The 21,698-nt window shown below is 34.4% G+C and carries 19 protein-coding genes; all 19 read left to right on the top strand.

Going from position 1 to position 21,698, the window contains the following annotated elements; all coding sequences use genetic code 11:
* Nucleotides 1-255: 255 nt before the first annotated feature.
* Nucleotides 256-1,287 (top strand): aldo/keto reductase, encoded by a 1,032-nt coding sequence (locus D7D81_RS01485; RefSeq protein WP_353622103.1) that lies wholly within the window; start codon nt 256-258, stop codon nt 1,285-1,287.
* A 228-nt stretch (nt 1,288-1,515) separates the two neighbouring features.
* Nucleotides 1,516-2,466, top strand: coding sequence for an ABC transporter substrate-binding protein (locus D7D81_RS01480; RefSeq protein ID WP_125986639.1), 951 nt, complete (start codon nt 1,516-1,518; stop codon nt 2,464-2,466).
* Between the two features lie 82 nt (nt 2,467-2,548).
* A complete protein-coding gene (locus tag D7D81_RS01475) occupies nt 2,549-4,039 on the top strand; it encodes a sugar ABC transporter ATP-binding protein (RefSeq protein WP_125986637.1) in 1,491 nt (496 codons plus the stop codon).
* 14 nt (nt 4,040-4,053) lie between these two features.
* On the top strand, nt 4,054-5,040 hold the full coding sequence (locus D7D81_RS01470; RefSeq protein WP_125986635.1) for an ABC transporter permease: 987 nt from the start codon (nt 4,054-4,056) through the stop codon (nt 5,038-5,040).
* A gap of 8 nt (nt 5,041-5,048) precedes the next feature.
* The gene (locus D7D81_RS01465; protein WP_125986634.1) at nt 5,049-5,465 is read left to right on the top strand and encodes an RbsD/FucU family protein; all 417 of its coding nucleotides are present in this window, start codon (nt 5,049-5,051) and stop codon (nt 5,463-5,465) included.
* Nucleotides 5,466-6,213: 748 nt separating this feature from the next.
* Nucleotides 6,214-6,930, top strand: coding sequence for a FadR/GntR family transcriptional regulator (locus tag D7D81_RS01460; protein WP_125986632.1), 717 nt, complete (start codon nt 6,214-6,216; stop codon nt 6,928-6,930).
* A 117-nt stretch (nt 6,931-7,047) separates the two neighbouring features.
* Nucleotides 7,048-7,953: a dihydrodipicolinate synthase family protein gene (locus D7D81_RS01455; RefSeq protein WP_205739304.1), complete on the top strand. Its 906-nt coding sequence runs from the start codon at nt 7,048-7,050 to the stop codon at nt 7,951-7,953.
* A 463-nt stretch (nt 7,954-8,416) separates the two neighbouring features.
* Nucleotides 8,417-9,466, top strand: a complete 1,050-nt coding sequence (locus D7D81_RS01450) for a TRAP transporter substrate-binding protein (RefSeq protein WP_125986628.1) — start codon at nt 8,417-8,419, stop codon at nt 9,464-9,466.
* Between the two features lie 74 nt (nt 9,467-9,540).
* Nucleotides 9,541-10,026 (top strand): TRAP transporter small permease, encoded by a 486-nt coding sequence (locus tag D7D81_RS01445; RefSeq protein WP_125986626.1) that lies wholly within the window; start codon nt 9,541-9,543, stop codon nt 10,024-10,026.
* A 22-nt stretch (nt 10,027-10,048) separates the two neighbouring features.
* Entirely contained in the window at nt 10,049-11,344 is a 1,296-nt protein-coding gene (locus D7D81_RS01440; protein ID WP_125986624.1) for a TRAP transporter large permease, read from the top strand.
* Nucleotides 11,345-11,802: 458 nt separating this feature from the next.
* The gene (locus D7D81_RS01435) at nt 11,803-12,711 is read left to right on the top strand and encodes a dihydrodipicolinate synthase family protein (protein WP_125986622.1); all 909 of its coding nucleotides are present in this window, start codon (nt 11,803-11,805) and stop codon (nt 12,709-12,711) included.
* 60 nt (nt 12,712-12,771) lie between these two features.
* Entirely contained in the window at nt 12,772-13,848 is a 1,077-nt protein-coding gene (locus tag D7D81_RS01430) for a TRAP transporter substrate-binding protein (RefSeq protein WP_125986620.1), read from the top strand.
* Between the two features lie 73 nt (nt 13,849-13,921).
* Nucleotides 13,922-14,464: a TRAP transporter small permease gene (locus tag D7D81_RS01425; protein ID WP_125986618.1), complete on the top strand. Its 543-nt coding sequence runs from the start codon at nt 13,922-13,924 to the stop codon at nt 14,462-14,464.
* A 2-nt stretch (nt 14,465-14,466) separates the two neighbouring features.
* Complete coding sequence (locus D7D81_RS01420; RefSeq protein WP_125986616.1) at nt 14,467-15,765, top strand: TRAP transporter large permease; 1,299 nt, start codon at nt 14,467-14,469, stop codon at nt 15,763-15,765.
* Between the two features lie 44 nt (nt 15,766-15,809).
* On the top strand, nt 15,810-16,913 hold the full coding sequence (locus D7D81_RS01415) for an iron-containing alcohol dehydrogenase family protein (RefSeq protein WP_125986614.1): 1,104 nt from the start codon (nt 15,810-15,812) through the stop codon (nt 16,911-16,913).
* A gap of 28 nt (nt 16,914-16,941) precedes the next feature.
* Nucleotides 16,942-17,739, top strand: a complete 798-nt coding sequence (locus D7D81_RS01410; protein WP_125986612.1) for an electron transfer flavoprotein subunit beta/FixA family protein — start codon at nt 16,942-16,944, stop codon at nt 17,737-17,739.
* Between the two features lie 14 nt (nt 17,740-17,753).
* Nucleotides 17,754-18,758: an electron transfer flavoprotein subunit alpha/FixB family protein gene (locus D7D81_RS01405; protein WP_125986610.1), complete on the top strand. Its 1,005-nt coding sequence runs from the start codon at nt 17,754-17,756 to the stop codon at nt 18,756-18,758.
* Complete coding sequence (locus tag D7D81_RS01400; protein ID WP_125986608.1) at nt 18,755-20,173, top strand: FAD-binding oxidoreductase; 1,419 nt, start codon at nt 18,755-18,757, stop codon at nt 20,171-20,173. Before D7D81_RS01405 ends, D7D81_RS01400 begins: the two co-directional genes overlap by 4 nt.
* Nucleotides 20,174-20,440: 267 nt before the next feature.
* A complete protein-coding gene (locus D7D81_RS01395) occupies nt 20,441-21,445 on the top strand; it encodes a LacI family DNA-binding transcriptional regulator (RefSeq protein ID WP_125986606.1) in 1,005 nt (334 codons plus the stop codon).
* The last annotated feature ends 253 nt before the right edge of the window (nt 21,446-21,698 follow it).

The following is a 21,698-nucleotide window of genomic DNA, read 5'->3' as shown; positions in this document are numbered from 1 at the left end:
TATTTAACTAGACCGTACAAGAACAGTTTAAGGTTGCACTACGGCGTCCTGCCTTTGTTTACTGTCGAGAAATTGTCTTCCGGCGTCGTGCCTCCAGAAAATTTCTAGAGTCGTCCAGTAAATATATTGGTCTGGTTTATGATAAAGTAGTTAACTTTGAGTAAAAAGTGGTTCTAAGAAAGCGTTAATGATTGTTGATTAAGTATGAGCGTAGAGCATTTTATTCATGAAGAATTAAAAAATGGAGGGATAGATATGACTACAGAAAGATTTAGAATTGCTGAGGAGGGGGTTGACCCCAATAAGGTTCCTCAAAGGACTTTGTATGATGGTGATAAAATACCTGGTGTTGGAATGGGCACCTATGGTTCTGACCGTTTTAGTGCTGGAGATATCGCTGAAGCTGTTAAGGGTGCTGCAGCAGTGGGGTACAGACATTTTGATTGTGCTGCTGCTTATCATAATGAGGATCTGATTGGTGAGTCATTAAAGGAAATATTGGAGGTGTTGGACAGGGAAGAGCTGTGGATTACTTCTAAGTTATGGAATAATAGTCATGGTAAAGGTAATGTAATTCCAGCCTGTGAAAAATCACTTAAGGATTTGCAGTTAGACTATCTTGATTTATATCTTGTTCACTGGCCTTTTCCCAACCACCATGCACCAGGGGTAAGTGTTGATTCCCGGGACCCGGATGCTGAACCTTATATCCATGAGCATTTTATGGAGACCTGGCGTGAAATGGAGAAACTGGTGAAAAAAGGGTTAGTAAAACATATTGGTACTTCTAATATGACCATCCCTAAAATGAAACTCCTATTGAGAGATGCTGAAATCAAACCGGCTTGTAATGAGATGGAGCTGCATCCCCATTTTCAACAGCCTGAGTTCTTTAACTTTTGTAAGGACAATGAAATATTGCCAATAGGTTTTACACCGATTGGTTCACCAACCCGTCCTGACCGTGATAAAACAGAAAATGATACAGTTGATATAGAGGACCCGGTTATTGTTAAGATAGCTGAAAAACATAAGGTACATCCTGCTGTAATTTGTGTTAAATGGGCAGTACAGCGGGGGCAGGTACCGATACCATTTTCAATTCACCGGAATGAATATTTGAGTAATCTCCGCTGTACAGTAGAAGACCCACTTAGTGAAGAGGAAATGAAAGAGATTGCAGGGATTAATAAGAATTGTCGCCTCATTAAGGGTCAGGTTTTCCTCTGGGGAGGAGCGAATGATTGGAGAGACATATGGGATCTAGATGGTGAGATTACAAAATAAGTTAGTATTTTCTTGATAATATTTCTCTACTATACTGGTTTGTTTTGATAAAAATCGATAAAATTATAACTGTATAAAATGTGCTTATTATTGTGAAAAGCTATTTTTTTAAGGGTGATAATTAAAGAACCTGTTATTTAAGATTAAATTAAAGGAGGTGATCAAGGGCAGGTTTATGGTCAGGTTTTAGGAATAGTCTAGTCTAAAATTTAAAGGAGGATTTAATCTATGAGTAAAAGAAATTTAATTGTTTCATTGTTGTTGGTTTTAGTATTGGCTGTTAGTGGGCATGTTCTGGCGGAAAAGCCCACAATCCTTGTGTCACCAAAGGGTACTGATTCACCATACTGGTTGGTAGTTAAAGCTGGTGCTGAGGCAGCTGCTGAAGAATTTGGGGCAAACATTGTCTGGCAGGGACCCCAAAAAGAGACTGATATTGCTAAACAGGTAAATGTAATCGAAAATAATGTTATCAAAAATGTCGATGCCATAGTTATGGCAGCTACTGATGCCAATGCCCTGGTTCCTCCCCTTAAAAAGGCTCAAAATAAAGGGATACCTGTTATTACTATAGATTCTGGGGTAGCAGATGATAGTGTTGTTATGGCTCATGTATCAACAGATAATGAAAAGGCTGCCATGAAGGCAGCAGATATTTTAGCTATTCTTACTGGTGAAGAGGGTGAGGTAGGTGTTATACCTTTTGTAGCTGGTGCTGCTACTTCAATGGCTAGAGAAAACGGTTTTAAAGATGGTTTAGAAAAATACCCTGGCTTAGAAGTAGTAGCTACACAGTATTCCCAGGCTGATATAGCTACAGCAATGCAGGTTACGGAAAATATGTTAACAGCTAACCCTAATTTGAAGGCAATTTTTGCAGCCAATCTACCTGGTGGTGTTGGTGCTGGTAGGGCCTTGAAGTCAAGGGGTTTAGAAGATGATGTTGTCCTGGTTAGTTTTGATAGTGGAGATACTTTAATTAAACAGTTAAAAGAAGGTTCAGTAGATGCCTTAGTAGTACAACGTCCTTATCAGATGGGTTATCTGGGGGTACAGTATGCTATTAAGGCCATAAATGGAGAAGATATCCCTGAATTTGTTGATACAGGTTCGATAGTTGCTACCAGAAGTAATTTAAATGACCCGGTAGTTCATAAAGTATTATTCCCAAACGAATAAAATGAAAGGATAATTGATTTAATGTGTATCTATACCTACTACTAGGTGTAGATACACTACTTATTAAGAAAGGGGGATTATATTGAGTGATAATTTAGTTATAAATATGAAAAATATCACAAAACAGTTTCCTGGGGTTCTGGCACTAGATAATGTTGATCTGGAGGTAAAAAAAGGAGAAATTCATGTCTTATTAGGTGAGAATGGTGCCGGTAAATCTACCTTAATGAAGGTATTAACAGGTGCTTATCAGAAAAGCAATGGCAAAATATTTTTAAATGGTGAAAAGATCAATCTGGAAAATCCACGGCATGCTATGGACTTAGGAATAAGTATGATATACCAGGAATTTAATCTTGCCCCACACCTGACTGTGCAGGAGAATATTTTCCTGGGAAGAGAATCTAGCAGTAATATTTTATTAGATGATAAAGAAATGTATCGGCAAACCCGGAAAATACTGGATAGATTAAATGTTAATATTTCTCCTAAAGAAAAGGTTAAAAACTTGAGTGTAGCCTATCAGCAGATGGTTGAAATTGCCAAGGCTGTATCAATAAATGCCCAGGTAATAATTATGGATGAACCAACAGCTGCCCTGACTGCAGAAGAAAAGAATATACTATTTGATATTATTAGACAATTAAAGAGTGAAGGCAGGTCAATAATCTATATCTCGCATTTGTTAGAAGAGATAAAACAGGTTGGAGACCGGGTAACGATTCTCAGGGATGGCCGGAAAATAGATACTGTAGCGGCTTTAACAGATCCTGATAGATTAATTGAGTTAATGGTAGGTAGAGAAATTAAGGAATTATATCCTAAACGTAATGTCAAGATAGGTTCGGAAAAACTAAGGGTAGAAAACCTTTCACGCCGGAATGTGATTAGTAAGGTGTCTTTTTCAGTTAGAGAAGGTGAAATACTTGGGATTGCCGGGCTGGTTGGTTCAGGTCGCACCGAGATTCTCCGGGCTATTTTTGGGGTTGATCCCATTACAACTGGTAAAATTTATGTAGACAATAATGAAGTTAAGATAAATTCACCTAAAGATGCTATAGAATATGGTATTGGTTTAGTTCCAGAAAGTAGAAAGGAACAGGGGCTGGCTCTGGATTTGGCTGTTGATGAGAATATTAGTCTTAGTACCTTAGATAATTATATAAGACATGGTTTGATCTATAAACAGGAAGAAAGAAGGATTGCTGCTAAGTATAAAGATGAGTTAAAGATTAAAACCCCTTCACTGAACCAGAAGGTTAAATTTTTAAGTGGAGGTAACCAGCAAAAAGTAGTTATTTCCAAATGGCTGTGCAGTAAATCTGAGATATTGTTCTTTGATGAACCGACACGGGGGATAGATGTAGGTGCTAAACGTGAGATATTTAAGGTAATGAATATGTTAGCTGAACAGGGAACTGCTATAATAATGGTTTCATCATATTTACCAGAAATACTTGCTATGAGTGATAGAATAGTAGTCATGTCTAATGGTGTGATGACTGGAGAGATTAATGGTAGTGAGGCTACTCAGGAAAAGATTATGAAATATGCTACCAGGAATATGTCTTAAAGAGGAGGATAAAAATGGAAAATATAAAGAGTGAAGAAAAAAAAGATTTGAAACTGTTTATAAGTAAATTTTCAGAAAAAATCATACCATTTACGGGGTTAATAATAATATCTTTAATCTTGACTATTGCCTCCCCTTATTTTCTAACAGTGGATAATCTTCTGGCTATTGGTGTACAAACAACCGTTATTGCCCTGATGGGTATTGGTGTTACATTTGTTATAATTACTGCGGGTATAGATTTATCTGTTGGTTCAATACTGGGTTTAAGTGGTATAGTAGCAACTTTAACAATGGCAAATGGTTTAAATATGTATCTGGCAATCCTATTAGGATTGATTACAGGCCTAGTTGCTGGTTTTATAAATGGATTTATAACAGCAAAAGGGAAGATACATGCTTTTATTGCCACCCTTGGTATGATGGGCATAGCTAGGGGGATAAGTTTACTTTTAACAGGTGGTATTCCTGTTTATCAATTGCCTCCAGAGTATGATTTTTTAGGGGCTGGTAGGTTGTTTGGAATTATTCCTGTACCGCTAGTAATATTAACAGTTGTGGCAGTACTTGCCCATATTGTGTTAAGTAAAACCAAGATTGGTAGGTATACTTATGCCATTGGTAGTAATAAGGATGCTACTTTATTATCTGGTATTAATGTAGATAAGTACACAATGATTATTTATAGTATTTCGGGATTAATGGCTGGTTTGGCCGGTGTTGTTCAGTCTTCTCGTTTGATAACAGGCCAGCCAACAGCAGGTACTGGTTATGAGATGGATGCAATTGCTTCAGCAGTTATTGGTGGAATCAGTCTGCTGGGTGGGGAAGGTAGTATTATTGGTACTATTATAGGTGCTTTAATAATAGGAGTATTACGGAATGGCGCTAATTTATTAAATATCTCTGAATTTGTACAGAGAATTGTAATTGGTGTAATAATAATTGTAGCTGTGATTTATGATAGAAAAAGACGTGAAAAATCTTTTAGTCAGGAATAGGTGGTCTAATGCTAAAAACGAAGTTAATACATCCAAGAATATTACAAGCTCTTGCTGCAGCAGGACATGGGGCCCAGGTCTTAATAACAGATGGAAATTATCCAGCTAGCACCCAGGTTAAACAGGGGGTTGAGACTGTTTACTTGAATCTGACTCCGGGCTTAGTGAAGGTAACAGATATACTTGATGTATTAAATGAAACAATTAGTATCGAGTCTGTTACAGTTATGGAACCTGGGGAGGGTGAAGAGCCGGAGATATTCCTTGAATTTAAGGAATGCCTGGGTTCAGAAGTAGGCTTTAATAAGGAAAAGCGTTTTGATTTTTATGATCATTGTGTGGAAAATGATGACTTATGTCTGGTAATTGTAAGTGGTGAACAGAGGGTTTATGCAAATATTTTGTTAACAATAGGTGTAGTATAATAGCAAATAGGGTTTATTTATGATGATATTATATAGGGCCGGCATTCTGCCGGTCTTATAGGGTTTTATATGGGTGGAAAAAAGTATAAATAATAGACCTCATTTCTACATGGGAAACATTTTTGAAAAGTGTTTAAATTTAATTGATTGAGAAAATTGCAAATAAATACTGGTAAGTAATAGGGGTAGCAGGCTTGGAAATCAAAAAAGATAGGTTATCTGGAACCGGCCTATTTCAGCCACATTTTTAAGAAATATGCCGGACAGAGTCCGAGTAAATTTAGGGATAGTAAAGGGCAAAGATAAAAAAGATTAAAAATTTAAGAATAAGTCAGAAAATTTATTATAAACATATCTAACAGGAGATAATTAGTTGTCAATCAGTTTGTTGGTGTTTGTTAGAATAATGCTGGTTAGGGTATAATATAAATAACGATAACGTTACCGGTAACGTTATTAAACAATATGATTAAGTTACATTAAATATTAGCTGTAAAGAGATGTTAGACTTGTAATATTACAACAAATAGATATATCTATTAGAAATGTTAACAGCATCGTTTGTATTGGTTATTCAATTACTATATTTTGTTTTTATAACTAAAATAAGTTTTGACTTTAAATTTTCTACTAATGAAGGGAGGAGATATATAATCTATTAAATTATTGACAAGAAAATTTGGAGATGTTATAGTTGTCTTATAAGATGTCAGACCAATTTTAAATCAAGTAAGGAAAGAGTAATAATATGAAAATTAAACCAATAGAAAAAATGTCAACTTTAGATAGTGTTATAAAAACTTTAAAAGATGAAATAATAATGGGCAAAATAAAGATAGGTGACAAGCTGCCAACTGAAAGAGTTTTGTCCCGAAAATTGAATGTTGGTAGGTCTACAGTAAGAGAAGCAATAAAGGTTTTACAGGCCCTGGGATTGGTAAAAGTAAAACAGGGAAAAGGCACATATGTATTAAGAAAGAATGAAAATGAATCTCTTAACATAGCTAATTGGTTTTCTGAACATGAACTGCAAATTACTGATTTGATGGATATTAGACTTGCAATGGAGCCATTGGCAATTAAGCTGGCTTTAAAACGATCATCAGATGAGGAATTTGAAAAACTAATTAAAGATTTAAATTCAACAAATCAAAAGCTAAAAACAGCTATCAAAGAAAATAATGTAATAAAAATGGAAGTTATCGATAATACGTTTCATAGCTATGTAAGTGAAGCTACTCGCAACAACTTGTTAATTTCAATAAACGAAAAAATTTCTGAAGCAATTTTAGAATACAGGATTAAAATATTCTCAATTAAAGAAAATGCTGAAAATGCATACGAAGCTCATCAGGAAATAATAAATGCAATGAGTACAAAAGATGTTGCAAGGGCTATTAGTGCAATGACATCACATGTTAATAGTGCTCTTTCTGATGCAATTAAATTAATAAAGAAAAACTAAACTATTTTTTTGAAGTATAATTGGTCTGACAACATACCAAATTAAAAGTAATATTGGAATTGGTCTTAAATTTTTTAATTATGTAAGTTTATAATACAAGATTAGGAGATGTTATTAATGAAAAAGGCTTATGGGATTTTCCCACCAATGTTTACAGTATGGAAAAAAAGTGATGGAACTTATGATGAAAAGGGAACAGAAAAGTATATTGACTGGCTGATTGATAATGGGATTCAGTCAATAGTTCCCTGTGGAAGTACTGGCGAAAGTGCTGGTATGTTTATGGAAGAGCAAAAAAGAGTTATTGAGCATGTTACAAAGTATGTTGCAGGTCAAATACCTTGTTATGCTGGTACTGGTAAATATTCAACACCTGAAACACTTGAACTTAGTATCCATGCCAAAAATGTTGGTGTTGATGGTTTAATGGTAATTTTACCATATTACTATAAACCATACAAAGCAGCAGCAATGAATCATCTTAGAGAAATTCATAAAGCAACAGAATTACCAATGATACTATATAATAATCCTTGGTTTGCTGGATATGAATTAACTGCTAAAGAAGCCAAAATACTTGTTGATGAAGGGGTATTAACAGGTGTAAAAGCAGCTCACGGTGATGCAAACAGAGTATCAGACATGAAGTTTGAATGTGGAGATAAGATGACTGTTTTTTATGGACATGACTATGCTGCCTTACAAGGATTAGCAGCTGGAGCAGATGGATGGCTTTCAGGATTTCCAGCAACATTTCCAAAACAATGTAGAGCCTTACAGGAAGCAGTAATGGTTGAAAAAGATCTTGATAAAGGAAGGGCAATCTGGGATAAATTCATACCGTTTATAAATTTCTTTATGGATCCAGAGGTTAATGCTCAAGTACACTGGTTAGAAATGTTAAAATGGGCAGCAAATGTTCAAGGTGCTAATGTTGGTATTCCAAGAAAACCTTTAAAAGAATTAGATCCTGAATTTAAGAAGAGGATGGAAAAACCATTAGAAATATTGTTAAGTATCTAAAGAGTAATTTTTATGGCTGTTAAGTTTATACAGAAAATCCTTCACACTTTGCTGTTGTATTAAAAGGCATATTTAAATTAAGATGGCATTGAGCTTATATATTTCAAAAGATTGAAACTATTTATAATTAAATTGTATAATTAACTATTTTAATAAGTTCAATGCCATGTCTATTAAAAAACAAATAATAATCGTTATAGTATTATGCATAAACCTGTTTATTATATACTAGCACTTCCTATGGATCACAAATTAACTAGTTGGACGATTTATTAGCAACGATATTGCCGTTTAAAAGACAGAATTTTTAAAAACATATTGTTTTTAATTCTGTTGAAATACTTCAAGTAAGGTTGCAGAAAGTATAAAATGCAAAAGTTTATTAAGATTCAAGATAGAGGAGACTAGCCGGTATTGATTTAGTTTGGGTTCTAATGTCTAAAAAATAAAGAGGAGGATAAAAATGAAAAGAGTTTTTTGTTTTTTACTAACTTTAGGTGTATGTGTGGTTCTTTTAGGAAGTGTTTCGTTGGCTAAAGAAGAATATGTAATGAAGTATTCATGGAATACTCAGGCAGATCCTATGAAGACATCTAGTACTGCTCAGGCATGGGTCTTTAAACAAGAAGTAGAGCGCTTGTCTGGTGGACGGATCAAAGTAGAATTATATCCTGCAGGACAGTTAGGGGATCAAAGATCTGCAACTGAACAAGTAAAGCGAGGAACTATTGAGGTTACAGATATTGCTTCAGGGGTTTTAGCTTCAATGTATTATGAACCTTTAAGCATATTTGATTTACCTTATGTTTTTTCTTCAAGAGAAGTAGCTAAAAGGGTTCTTGATACTAATAATCCTTTTACTCAAAAAATCATAGAAGATTGTGCAAAAAAAACGGGCATTAGAATCCTTGGTCTTGAACCATTCGGATTTAGACATTTCACAAATAATGTAAGACCTATCAAATCCCCTGAAGATTTAAATGGTTTAAAAATCAGAGTAATGGAGACAGTCCCCCATACAGAAATGGTTAAAGCATTAGGAGCAAGTCCAGTACCAGTACCATTTATGGAGGTATATACTAGTTTAGAAACCGGGGTAATAGATGGACAGGAAAACCCGGCAAGCCTAATTTTGTCAGAGAGTTTTCATGAGGTTCAAAAATATATGTCATTGGATGGACATCTCTTAGCTGTAGGTGCTATTTTAATTAATGAAGAATGGTACCAGAGTTTACCTGAAGACCTTCAACAGGCCTTATACCATGGAAGCCGTAATGCTATGAATACTTATAATGGTTTTGGTGGATTACTTGATGTTATAGCAATAGAAGAACTCAGGGAAAAAGGTATGAAGATATATGCCCTTTCACCTGAAGAAAAACGTGCCTTCCAAAAAGTGGCCAGACCCCCTGTTGAGAAATGGATGAGAGAAAAAATAGGTGATCAGGTAGTAGATGAGTTTCTTAATGCAGTTGAAAAAGCTGAACAAAAATTAGCAGAAGAAACTTTCTAAGATGGTATGAAAATATATGTTGGCTTTCCACCTTATAAGGTGGAAAGCTAACAATATATAAAGGGGGGGTTAATTTGAAGAAAACTATAGAAAAAATTGATTTATATTTTACAGAATTAATTAATTTGATTATTAGTTTGTTATTTATTGCTATGTTTATTGTTATTATTATTGGAGTTTGGAAAAGATATGTTATCAATAATCCTTGGTTTGGCGCTGAAGAGGCTGCTAGATATTTGATGGTATATCTAGTTTTTATAGGAATATGTTCTGCCTATAATAAAAATAGGCACCCTTCTTTAACATTTGTTATAAACAGATTTTCACCTGCTTTCAGGAGAGTATGGTTTATCATTATTGATCTTATCATATTTGTTTTGTTAATATATATGTTTAAATATGGTATGGAAAAAACAGTTATGGCAGTCTATTCCAAAACACCAGCCTTAAGACTTCCTTTTAACTGGATATTTATTAGTATTCCAATAGGTTCTGTTCTAATGATGATTCAGTTAGTATTAAAATATCTTAAAGTAGTGTTTATTAAAGAGAAAGACTAAAATTAAAGAAGGGAGAAAAAATATGATTTTTTCATATATATTTATATTGATGTTAGTTGTCTTTTTAGTGTCAATGTTTATGGGTATGCCACTTTCGTTTGCAATGATTTTTGGAAGTTTAGTATATTTTTTGGGATCAGGTAAAGATGTTTTTATTCTTATCAACCAAATGTTTACTGGGATAGACATTTTTACTTTAATGGCAATACCATTTTTTATATTAGCTGGCGAATTAATGGTCTATTCTGGAACAGGTAATAAGTTATTGAGACTGGCTAATATATTTGTTGGACGTTTCAGGGGAGGACTAGCATATGTGAATGTCTTGGCAAGTATGCTTTTTGGAGGTTGTTCAGGTTCTGCGCTGGCTGATGTATCTGGCCTAGGTCCTTTAGAAATAGAATTGATGGAAGAGGGTGGCTATGACAAAGATTTTAGTGTTGCGGTAACAGTTACCTCTGCTTTACAAGGTCCAATTATTCCGCCGAGTATTCCATTAGTATTAATTGGTGCAGTTACAGGGGTTTCTATTGGTCGTTTGTTATTAGGAGGAGCTATTCCAGGTATCTTGATTGGTATAGCCCAATGTTTAATAATTTTTTTCATTGCTAAAAAGAGGAATTATCCACTTTATAATAAAAAAAATTCATTGAAAGAATATTTGACAGTAGTAATTAATAGTCTTCCTTTTCTCTTTATGCCAATAATTATTCTTGGGGGAATCATAACAGGTGTTTTTACTCCCACTGAGGCATCAGCAGTAGCTGTATTATATGGGTTTATTTTGACTTTGATTTTTAAAAGAAAGGATATTAAATTAAAGGATCTTTATAAAATAATAAAAAGGTCAGCCATGGTTTCGGCAGCACTTTTATTGCTTTCTTCGGCTTCAAATGTTTTTAGTTGGATTCTTTCGGTTGAAAAAGTCCCTGTTTTACTTACTAATTATTTAACTACAGTTACTGATAATGTCTATATTCTATTATTTATGATGAATATATTTCTTCTTGTTTGGGGAATGTTTATGGACAGTCTCCCAGCTATTTTAATAATTGGACCAGTAGTATTTCCTATCATGGTTAAATTTGGGGTAGATCCAGTGCATTTTGGGGTTGTGATGGCATTAAACTTAATGATTGGATTAATAACACCACCATATGGGCAAGCAATTTTTACGGGTACTATCATTAGTAATCTTCCTATGGAAAAAGTTATTAAAGAAATCATTCCCTTTTTGTTAGCAAGTATTGGAATCCTATTATTGATTACCTATCTCCCACAGATTATATTATTTTTACCAGAATTATATTTTGGGTAAAAAATAGTATTATTGTATTTTTCCAAGATTAATTATTTTAAACTAAAAACAAAAGAAGATTAAAAATTTAAGAACAAGTCAGAAAATTTATTATAAACAGATATAATAGGAGATAATTAGTTGTCAGTCGATTTAATGATATTTGTTTTATTAAATTAGAATGGGTATAATATAGATATCGTTAACGTTACCGTTAACGTTTTCAAAAAAGTTGTCTCTAAAATATCTTGCATATTATTTTAAATGGAGAAAAAATATGTCCGTTGAAAACGTTAACGGCGCAGTTTTCTATTAAGTTTCCAGTTGGGTTTTTTGTAGCTGAGGTAAGTTGTGAGGTTTGTCATAGTTATTGTAAAGTAATACGTAAAACGGGAGGAGGGGAGATATACGATATATTAAACTTTTTAAACAGATTTGCAGATATAATAATGATTAAAATTTAAGGAGGGAAATTTTTAATGACAGAGATTAAAGGTATTATTGTACCAGCACTGACTGCATTTGATGAAGATGGGAAAATTAATGAAGAAAAAACAAGAAATTTTGTGGATTACTTAATTGAAAAGGGTGTAGATGGTATTGCACCTTGTGGTAGTACTAGTGAATTTATCGCAATGACCATGGAAGAAAGAAAATATGTAACTGAATTTGTAATTGATCAGGTAAATGGACGGGTTCCTGTTTATCCTGGAACAGGGCATTATTCAACTGCTCTGGCTATTGATTTAAGTACACATGCCCAAGAAAAAGGGGCAGATGGGGTTATGGTCATCTTGCCATATTATATGCGTCCACCTAAAAAAGATGTACCTGACCATTATCGTGCAATATCTAAAGCGATTGATATTCCAATTATTCTTTACAATAATCCTTGGTTTGCCGGCTATGAATTTACTTCATTTGAGATTAAAGAATTAGTTGATGAAGGGGTTATTCATTCGGTTAAGGTTGCACATGGGGAACCATCAAGATGCCATGATTTGAAACACTTATGTGGTGATAATTTATCAGTATTATATGGCCATGATTATAACCTTGTTGAAGCTTTTGCTGGAGGTGCAGATGGTCTTTTAACAGGTTTGCCAAATGTTGTGCCTGATATCTGTAAACAAGTATTTACACTAGTAAAAGAGGGTAAGATGGATGAAGCATGGGAAACCTGGGATAGGGTTTTACCTCTTGTCTGGTATTATATTGCCTGGAAGAAAGAAAAAGATGTAGAACAGTTGCCACATTTTGCAGCAGTATTTAAAGGATTTCTAAAAGTAGCAGGTGTTGATGTTGGTGTTCCACGGAAACCTGTTAAACCTTTGACAATGGAAGAAATGAAAGAAATGGAAGAATTGGTTAGAAAGATTTACGGATAATTAGTGTTTCATTTTGTATTTCTATTATAGTTAGACGTACGAACAAAAAGGGAGGAAAATATGAAAAGAACATTAACCATTTTTGCAGTTGTCTTCTTTCTAATTCTGACTACGGGTTTGGTTTTGGCTGATACTTATGAAGGGTATGATCTCTCAGGTTTAAAGCCGATTAAAATAATGTTATCACATCCTGATGTAGTAGATTCTACACAACATACACATGGTTCAGCTCTGGTTTTCAAAAAATATCTTGAAGAAAATTCGCAGGGGAAAATAACTGTTAATATTCAGGGTGGTGGTGTTTTAGGCAATACTGGAGAGTTACAAGAACAGGTTATGCTCGGTACTATCCCCAATCATGTGAGTATGGGGCATACTGAAGGGACTATTTCGACAATTTTCCCTGATATTCAAGTTATATCTATACCTTATTTGTTTGATAATGTAGATATTGCACTTGAGGTTATGGAAGGAGAATTTGGCCATAAACTCTTTGAATTAATGAGGGAAAAGACAGGCATTCGAGTTATTGGAATATATGACAACAGTTTCAGAAGTTTCATGAATAATGAAAAACCTATTCATACACCAGAAGATATGAAAGGGATGAAGATAAGAGTAATGCCAATAAAAGCTCACCAAGAGATTGTCAAACAACTTGGTGCTATTCCAACAGTTGTACCCTGGACAGAACTTTATACCGCACTCCAGACTGGTGTTGTTGATGGTTGTGAGAATTCACCTGCTACCCTGGTACTGGGTTCTTTACATGAAGTTAATAAATATCTAACTTTAAATAAGCATGTTTATAGTCAGGTTCATATTATAACTAATGATGGTTGGTATCAAAGCTTACCAGCGGCTTATCAAGAATTAATAAAAGATGCTGGAGAGGTAACTGCCTTAGAGTTGAGAAAACGGATGAGAATTGGTGAAGAGATGGCTTTGAATATGATGCAGGAAGACCTTAAGGAGATATATACTCCTACCCCAGAAGAGATTGCTATGTTTAGAAGTAAAGTAAGGGAACCAGTAATGGAAATAATAGCTGAACAATTAGATAATCCTCAATTAATTAATGAAATATTAATTGAAATTCAAAAGGTTAAGAAATCCTTTGGTTTGGATGAACAGTAATAAATGATAAATTGACTGGTAATCCAGCTGGATTACCAGTCTTAATTATTTCTATGACTAGGGGGTATATCTAATGTTAGCGAATAAATTAAAAGAAGAAGAAAACATTAGTATTAGTATGAAAGTAGCAGGTTTTATTAGTTTAATATGTGAAAGAATTTCTATGACAATGATAATTATTATGTTATTTATAGTGTGGGGACAAGTGTTTTTGCGTTATATAAATATAGGGTTTCCTTGGGCAGAAGAGGTTTGTCGGTATATGATGGTCTGGCTTGGTATGATAGGGGCGACAATTTTGGTTATTGAAGAAGGGCATATTCAAATTAGCTTTCTATTAGATAAGTTTAATTATAGAATACAAGTTATTTTAAAGATAATAGTTCATATTATTACATTTTGGACCATATACCATATTGTTCAATACGGTATAAACTATGCTGTGAGTGGAAGTAGGATGATATTAGCTTCTTTACCTATAACACGTTTCTGGCCTAATCTAGCTATTCCTGTTGGGGGATTGCTTATTCTTTTTAATCTTGCAATACTAATTTGGAGGGACCTAAAAATACTATTAAATAGACAAACAGGCTTTAATGGAAAGGAGGAGAAATAGATATGGGTGTAATGGTTTTATCTTTAGTAATGTTTATTGGTCTCATAGTATTGCTTTTATTTGGAAGTCCTATAGCTTATACACTAGGATTTATAGCTACTCTATGGCTTAAAATAGGGGAACTTCCTGCAACTATTATTCCCCAGAGAATGTTTTCAGGAATGAGCCAGTTTACTCTTATGGCTGTACCTTTTTTTGTCCTAGCTGGGAAAATAATGAATTCCTCTGGCATTACTGATGAATTAGTATCTTTTATTAATTACCTTGTAGGACGCTTTAGAGGGGGATTAGCTCAGGCAAATATTTTAACAAGTCTTGTATTTGCAGGTATTACAGGGGCAGCTATTTCAGATGTAGCAGCCTTGGGTTCTATTTTTATTCCTATAATGGAAAAAAACGGATATGAAAGGAAGTTTGCAGCGGCTGTAACTGCAGCATCATCCTTAGTAGGGCCAATTATTCCTCCGAGTATAATAATAGTATTATACAGTGCTGTAACTGGAGTTTCTATTGGGTCAATGTTTATGGCTGCTATTCTACCGGGAGTAACAATTGGCATATCTCAAATGATTTTGACCTATTTTATTAGTGAAAAAAGAAATTATCCCCGCTATGAAGTGGAGAGTTTTAGTTTAAAGGGTTTATTAAGAACAATGCTAAAAACAGCTCTTGCAATAATAATGCCACTTATAATTGTAGGGGGAATAGTGTTTGGTTTTTTTACACCTACAGAAGCAGCAGCTATTGCTGTTTTATATGCATTGATTTTAGGAAAATTTGTCTTTAAAAAAATTAATTTAAAAGTTTTTTTAGATAATGTACAAGATTCTGTTCGTACAACTGTAATGCTACTTTTTATAATTGCAATGGCTATGATACTTTCCTGGGTATTAAGCTACATTAATTTACCGGTGATTATGGCAAATTATCTTATAGGATTAATCGGTAACAAATGGTTAGTGTTTTTATTTGTTGTTATGATACTTTTGTTTGTAGGTACCTGGTTAGAAAGTGGAGCAGCCTGTATTATGTTAGCCCCTATTTTTTCTGAGATGTTATTGGTTCTTGGTTTTCATCCTCTTCATGCTGGAACAGTTATGATAATTGTCATGAATGTTGGATTAATAACACCGCCGTTAGGTGTATGTCTATTTGCAGCCAGTAGTGTATCAGGGGAAAAATTTGAAAATATCGTTAGAGAAATTCTGCCGTACTTAGCGATTATCTTTATAGCAGTATTGATTTTGGTTTTTGTTCCACAAATATCTTTGTTTTTACCTAGATTATTCAATTTAATGTAGTTGTTTATAAATAATTTACTATAATAAAGAAGGAGGTAATAGTTATGAAAAAAGGTGTAATGCGGGAATATATGCAGACTGCTCCAGTGTTATATTTGAATGAAGAAGGATTAATTAAAAAAAGTGGTCAAATTGTCGCTGAACTGGGGAAAAGAGCTTTGATTAGTGGAGGGCCGAGAGCACTGCAATCTATTGAAAATGACTTAGTTAGTTCTTTAGATAAGGCAGGTATAGCCTGGGAAAAACATGTATTTAAAGGGGAATGTAGTGAAAACAATATTAATTTAATAATGAGTAAGGCAAATAACATTTCAGCTGAGGTGATTATCGGTGTTGGTGGAGGAAAGTCTTTAGACTGTGCTAAAGTTGTTGCTGATCGCTGTGGTCTACCAATAGTAACCATACCGACAATTGCTGCTACTTGTGCTGCAGTAACCCCTCTGTCTATTGTTTATAATGATGCTGGAGAATATCAACTAGATTATTATCTAAGGAGTAACCCGGATTTAGTACTTGTTGATCCAATAGTAATTACCAATGCCCCTGTTAAGTATTTTACATCAGGTATTCTTGATGCCCTGTCTAAGTGGTATGAGGGGAGAGCAGCTGTTAAAAATATTGATAATCCAGATATTTTTACTGCATCGGCAATTAAATTGGCTGAACTCCTCTATACTCGAATAAATAAACAGGGAGAAGAAGCAATTAAATTAGTTAGGTCTAAAAAAACAGGACAGGCTTTAAAGGATGTTATAGATCTAAATATCTTTACTACTGGAATAATACAAAGTATTGGACAAAAAACCTGTCGCGGTGCAGCAGCCCATTCTATCCATAATGCTTTAACAATTATTGAAGAAAGCCACGAGTTATTACATGGCTTAAAAGTTGGCTACGGTATAGTTGTTCAGTTATTTATGGAAGACCTGCCAGAGGAAGAGATTAAAGAAGTAGTATATTTCTTCAGGAAACTTGGTTTGGAACCTTCTTTAAAGGGCTTAAAACTTCCGTATTCTAAAAAAATTATTGAGGGAGTTGCCCAAAAAGCGACTACTGATCCAGTGATGAGATTAATGCCCTTTAAGGTAAGTAAAGAAATGGTTATTTCAGCTATAGATAAACTTGAAAATACTGTTCCCAATTATTAATGGAAGTTTTTTAAAGGAGGAGTAGGAATTGAATATAATAATACCAATCAAACAGGTACCGGAAACAGGGAATGTCAAAATGGATGAAGAGACAGGAACAATGGTGCGGTCTGGAGTAGAAAGCATTGTTAACCCTTTAGATCTTTATGCAATTGAATTAGGAATTGAACTTAAAGAAAAATATGGTGGAAGGATAACAACTATAACTATGGGCCCCCCATCGGCTCAAAAAGCCTTAAGAGAGGCCTTAGCTATGGGTTGTGATGAAGGAGTTCTTTTATCAGGCAAGGAATTTGCTGGTTCAGATACCTGGGCAACCTCATATGCCCTGGCAGAAGCTATTAAAAAACTGGGTAAATATGATTTGATTTTAGCTGGAGAAAGGGCTACTGATGGAGATACCGGACAGGTTGGACCAGGGATAGCCTCTTTTCTAGATATACCATTACTTACTTATATCAGTAAGATTAACCATATTAAAGAAGATAGTCTAACAGTTGAGAGATTAGTTGAAGAAGGATATGAAGTATTAAAAGCACCCTTACCTGCCCTTTTAACAGTAGTAAAAGAAATTAGTTTTCCCCGTCTACCTACTTTAAGGGGGAAGCAGAAAGCTAAAAAAGCAGAGTTAATAAAATTGTCGGCAGAAGATATTGAATTAGAACAGGGGAAACTAGGATTACAAGGTTCCCCTACCAGAGTAGTTAAAATAAGTCATCCCAGAGTTACCAGGAATGGAGAATATCTCAAGGTTATTGATGAAGATAGTCTGCAAAAGGCTGTAATGAGATTTAAAGATTTTCTTAAGGAAAAGGAAATTATTTAAGGGGGAGACAGTCGATGAAACATAAAGGCATATGGACTATTGCTGAAGCTGAAGATGGAAGAATTAAAGAAGTATCTTATGAATTACTTACCCGGGGTAAAAGACTTTCTAAAAAACTAGGCTGTGAATTGACCTCGATTTTACTAAGTAATAATATCAGTGAAGAACAAGCAGAAGAACTAATATTAAGGGGGGCAGATAAGGTTTATTTAGCAAATGCACCTGAATTAGAACATTTTATTGTAGAAAACTACAGTAATGTTTTGATAGAGTTGATTAAGAAATATAAACCAGCTATTATTTTATCAGCCGCAACCACTAGTGGAAGGGCGTTAATGCCCCATGTGGCCATTAGAATGCATGCAGGACTCACAGCTGATTGTACAGAACTGGATATAGAGGAAGATTCCAATGACCTCCTACAGACTAGACCGGCTATCGGTGGTAATATTTTAGCTACAATTAAAACACCTGAACACAGACCACAGATGGCGACAGTAAGGCCCAGGTCTACTAGGCCAGCCCAAGTTGATTATTCACGCCAAGGCAAGGGAGAGATTATAAATTATCAATATAATCAGCAGCTCTTTGATGGTAGGGTGGAGAGAATTGCTTTTAGAAATGATGCAGAAGAAGATAATATTCAAGATGCAGAGATAGTAGTAGCTGGGGGCAAGGGGCTCAAGAAAAAAGAAAATTTCGATTTGCTTAATGAACTGGCTGGAAGACTTAATGGTGTAATAGGGGCTTCCCGGGAAGCAATTGATAGGGACTGGCTCTCTTATCCACACCAGATAGGGCTTAGTGGTAAAACTGTAACCCCTAAACTTTATATAGCTGCTGGAATATCAGGAGCTATTCAGCACCTGGCTGGGATGAAAACAGCTGAAACAATTATTGCGATAAATCAGGATCCGGAGGCAGCTATCTTTAAAGTAGCTGATTTTGGGATTGTTGGTGATCTTTTTGAAATAATCCCAGAAATAAATGAGCTATTGGAGAGGGAGGGTGTAAAGTGAAATATAATCCTGTTACTGGGAAAATACTAGACCAACTGATAGAGATTTTGGGGAAAAAAAATGTCTTAACTGACCCAGCAAAGCTGGAGACCTATTCCCATGATGAAACCCCTATTGAACAGTATGGCCATCTGCCAGAAGTAGTAATAACCCCAAGTTCAGCAGAGGAGATTTCTACTGTAATGAAACTGGCCAACCTGGAGCTAATACCTGTTACTCCAAGGGGTGCTGGGAGTGGATTATCTGGTGGGGCGATCCCTGAATATGGTGGAATAGTTTTATCAGTAGAGAAAATGAATCAGGTTTTAGAGGTTGATTATAACAATCTAATGATGACTCTGGAACCAGGGGTAGTTACTAATAGTGTTAATGAAGAAATTAAGGAAAAAGGACTCTTTTTTGCTGGTTATCCTATGAGTGTAGAGTCCTGTTATATTGGTGGAAATATTGCTGAAAACGCAGGTGGGGGTAAAGCAGTAAAATATGGTGTGACTGGTAGCTATATTATGGGATTAGAAATTGTTACTCCTACAGGTGAGATTGTTCAACTTGGAGGAAAAAGGGTTAAAGATGTTACCGGATATGATCTTAAACAATTGATTGTTGGTTCAGAAGGAACCCTAGGTATTATTACAAAAGCCATTGTAAAACTTTTGCCTCTACCAACTGAAAAAGTTGACTTGCTCGTTTTATTTAAAGATATTAAATCAGCTATTGAGATGGTACCTACTATTATGACTAGAGGCGGGATTATTCCTACTGGTATTGAATTTATGGATAAATTATCAATTAAAAAATCCTGTGAGTATTTGAATGAGAACCTTCCTTATCAAGAGGCAGGGGCAGTTCTTTTAATTGAAGTAGATGGTCATAAAGTACAGGAAGTTGAAGATGATGCCGAAACTATTGGGGAGTTGTGTCTGGAAAAAGGGGCTATTGAAGTTTATGTAGCAGATAATCGTACAACACAGGAGAGGGTCTGGAATGTGCGTAGAAATATTGCTGAGGCATTTAAGGTTTTCAGTCCCCATCAGAGTTTAGAAGATATTGTTGTTCCTATTGCAGCAATACCTGAGTTGATGCCAGAAATAACTTGTATTTCAAAGAAATATAATATTCAGATTCCCTGTTATGGGCATGCTGGTGATGGCAATTTACATGCAACACTGGTTAAAAATCCAGATATAGATATGCAGGAATGGTACCAGACTGAGGAAAAAGCATTATATGAATTATATCAGGCCGCTCTAAAATTGGGAGGTACACTTAGTGGTGAACATGGTATTGGCTCTAAACGCAGGAAATTTATGAAAGAATTAATAGACCCTGTTGAGCTTGGGCTGATGAAGAAAATCAAAAAATCTTTTGACCCAAATAACATCTTAAATCCCGGGAAGATTTTTAAGTTGGAGTAAATGTATACTAATTGCTTGCATTATACTATGAAATAACTTATAATTATAATGGAAAAAATCGGTTAAATTATCTAAATGAAGTCTGCATATAGCTAAGTTATATGGTTCTAAAAATTATTGATTTAGTGATAGACATTGACAATCTATTTGTTGGTCAGTGTCTATCAATATCATTTTATTAACTTGCTTTGTAGTTAAACATATTAGGAGATTAATAAAGGAGTTTGAAATATTGATAAACTTTCATGTTTGGAGGTTATATAATTTATGAGGGTTACTATAAAAGATATTGCTAAAGAGGCTGGAGTATCAGTTACAACTGTTTCTCGGGTTTTAAATGATAAACCAGATGTTAATATTGAAACCAAGAAAAAGATCAAAAAGATAATAGATAAAATGGGTTATAACCCCAATGGTGTTGCCAGGGGGTTAGTGTTGAATAAAACCAATACTATAGGATTAATTGTACCTGATATTAGTAATCCGTTTTTTCCAGAAGTTGCCAGAGGAGTTGAACATACTGCCAAAAGACAGGGATATTCAGTTATTTTGTGTGATACGGATAATAACAGAGATGAAGAAAGACAGGCAATTAATTTATTAAGAAATAAACGTGTAGATGGAATAGTAATTTTTTTATCTTTAAGTGATAAGGAATTGTTGAAAGAATTGGAGCAAGGGGTATTACCGGTAGTTCAGATAGCTGACAATATAAGTAGTTATAAAATATCTTCTGTTTCAATAGACAATATTAAATCAGCTGTTACAGCTACAGAACATTTAATACAGTTAGGACATAAAAAAATCGGGCATATTACTGGTGATTTAAAAACTAGTTCTGCTAAAAACAGGTTGCTGGGTTTTAAGAGGGCGATATTATCTGCTGATTTAAGATATAATGAAAAATGGGTTTTAGAAGGGGATTATAGTAGGGAATCAGGCTTTAAACAAATGCTTAAAATACTTTCCCTGGATGATAAACCTACGTCAATCTTTACCTCTAATGACCTTATGGCTTTAGGGGCATATGAGGCTATCTTAGATAATGGCCTAAATATACCGGAAGATATTTCAGTAATTGGGCATGATAATATTGATATAAGCAAATTAATACGGCCTGGTTTAACGACAATTCATCAACCCAAATATAGTACAGGTGAATTAGCTGCCCAGATTTTAATTAATGAAATAAAAGGGAAAACAAACAAAAAAGAAGCAAAAATTCTGGATACAAGATTAGTAATAAGAAATTCAACAAGGAAATTAATATAATCATATAAAATATAATTGCAAATAATCTTTTTTATAAAAAAGCTATTTTAAGAGTCTGTTCGAAAAGTATCAGTATTATACCCGGAGGGGATTATCTATCCCTTCACTCAACGGTAACACCTTAACTTTGCTTAGGGATATATAATCCCCTATTTATTACCCTATTTATTACTTTTCGAATGCACACTTTAATAGATATCTATCTACGATATGAATTTTAGTTGACAAAAATAATTAAGATTTAGTATAATAT

Origin of the sequence: Halocella sp. SP3-1 (assembly GCF_003953885.1) — a bacterium.
Classification (GTDB): Bacteria; Bacillota; Halanaerobiia; order Halanaerobiales; family DTU029; genus Iocasia; species Iocasia fonsfrigidae.
Note: the sequence above shows the minus strand (reverse complement) of the source record. Positions and strands in the feature narration are given on the sequence as shown.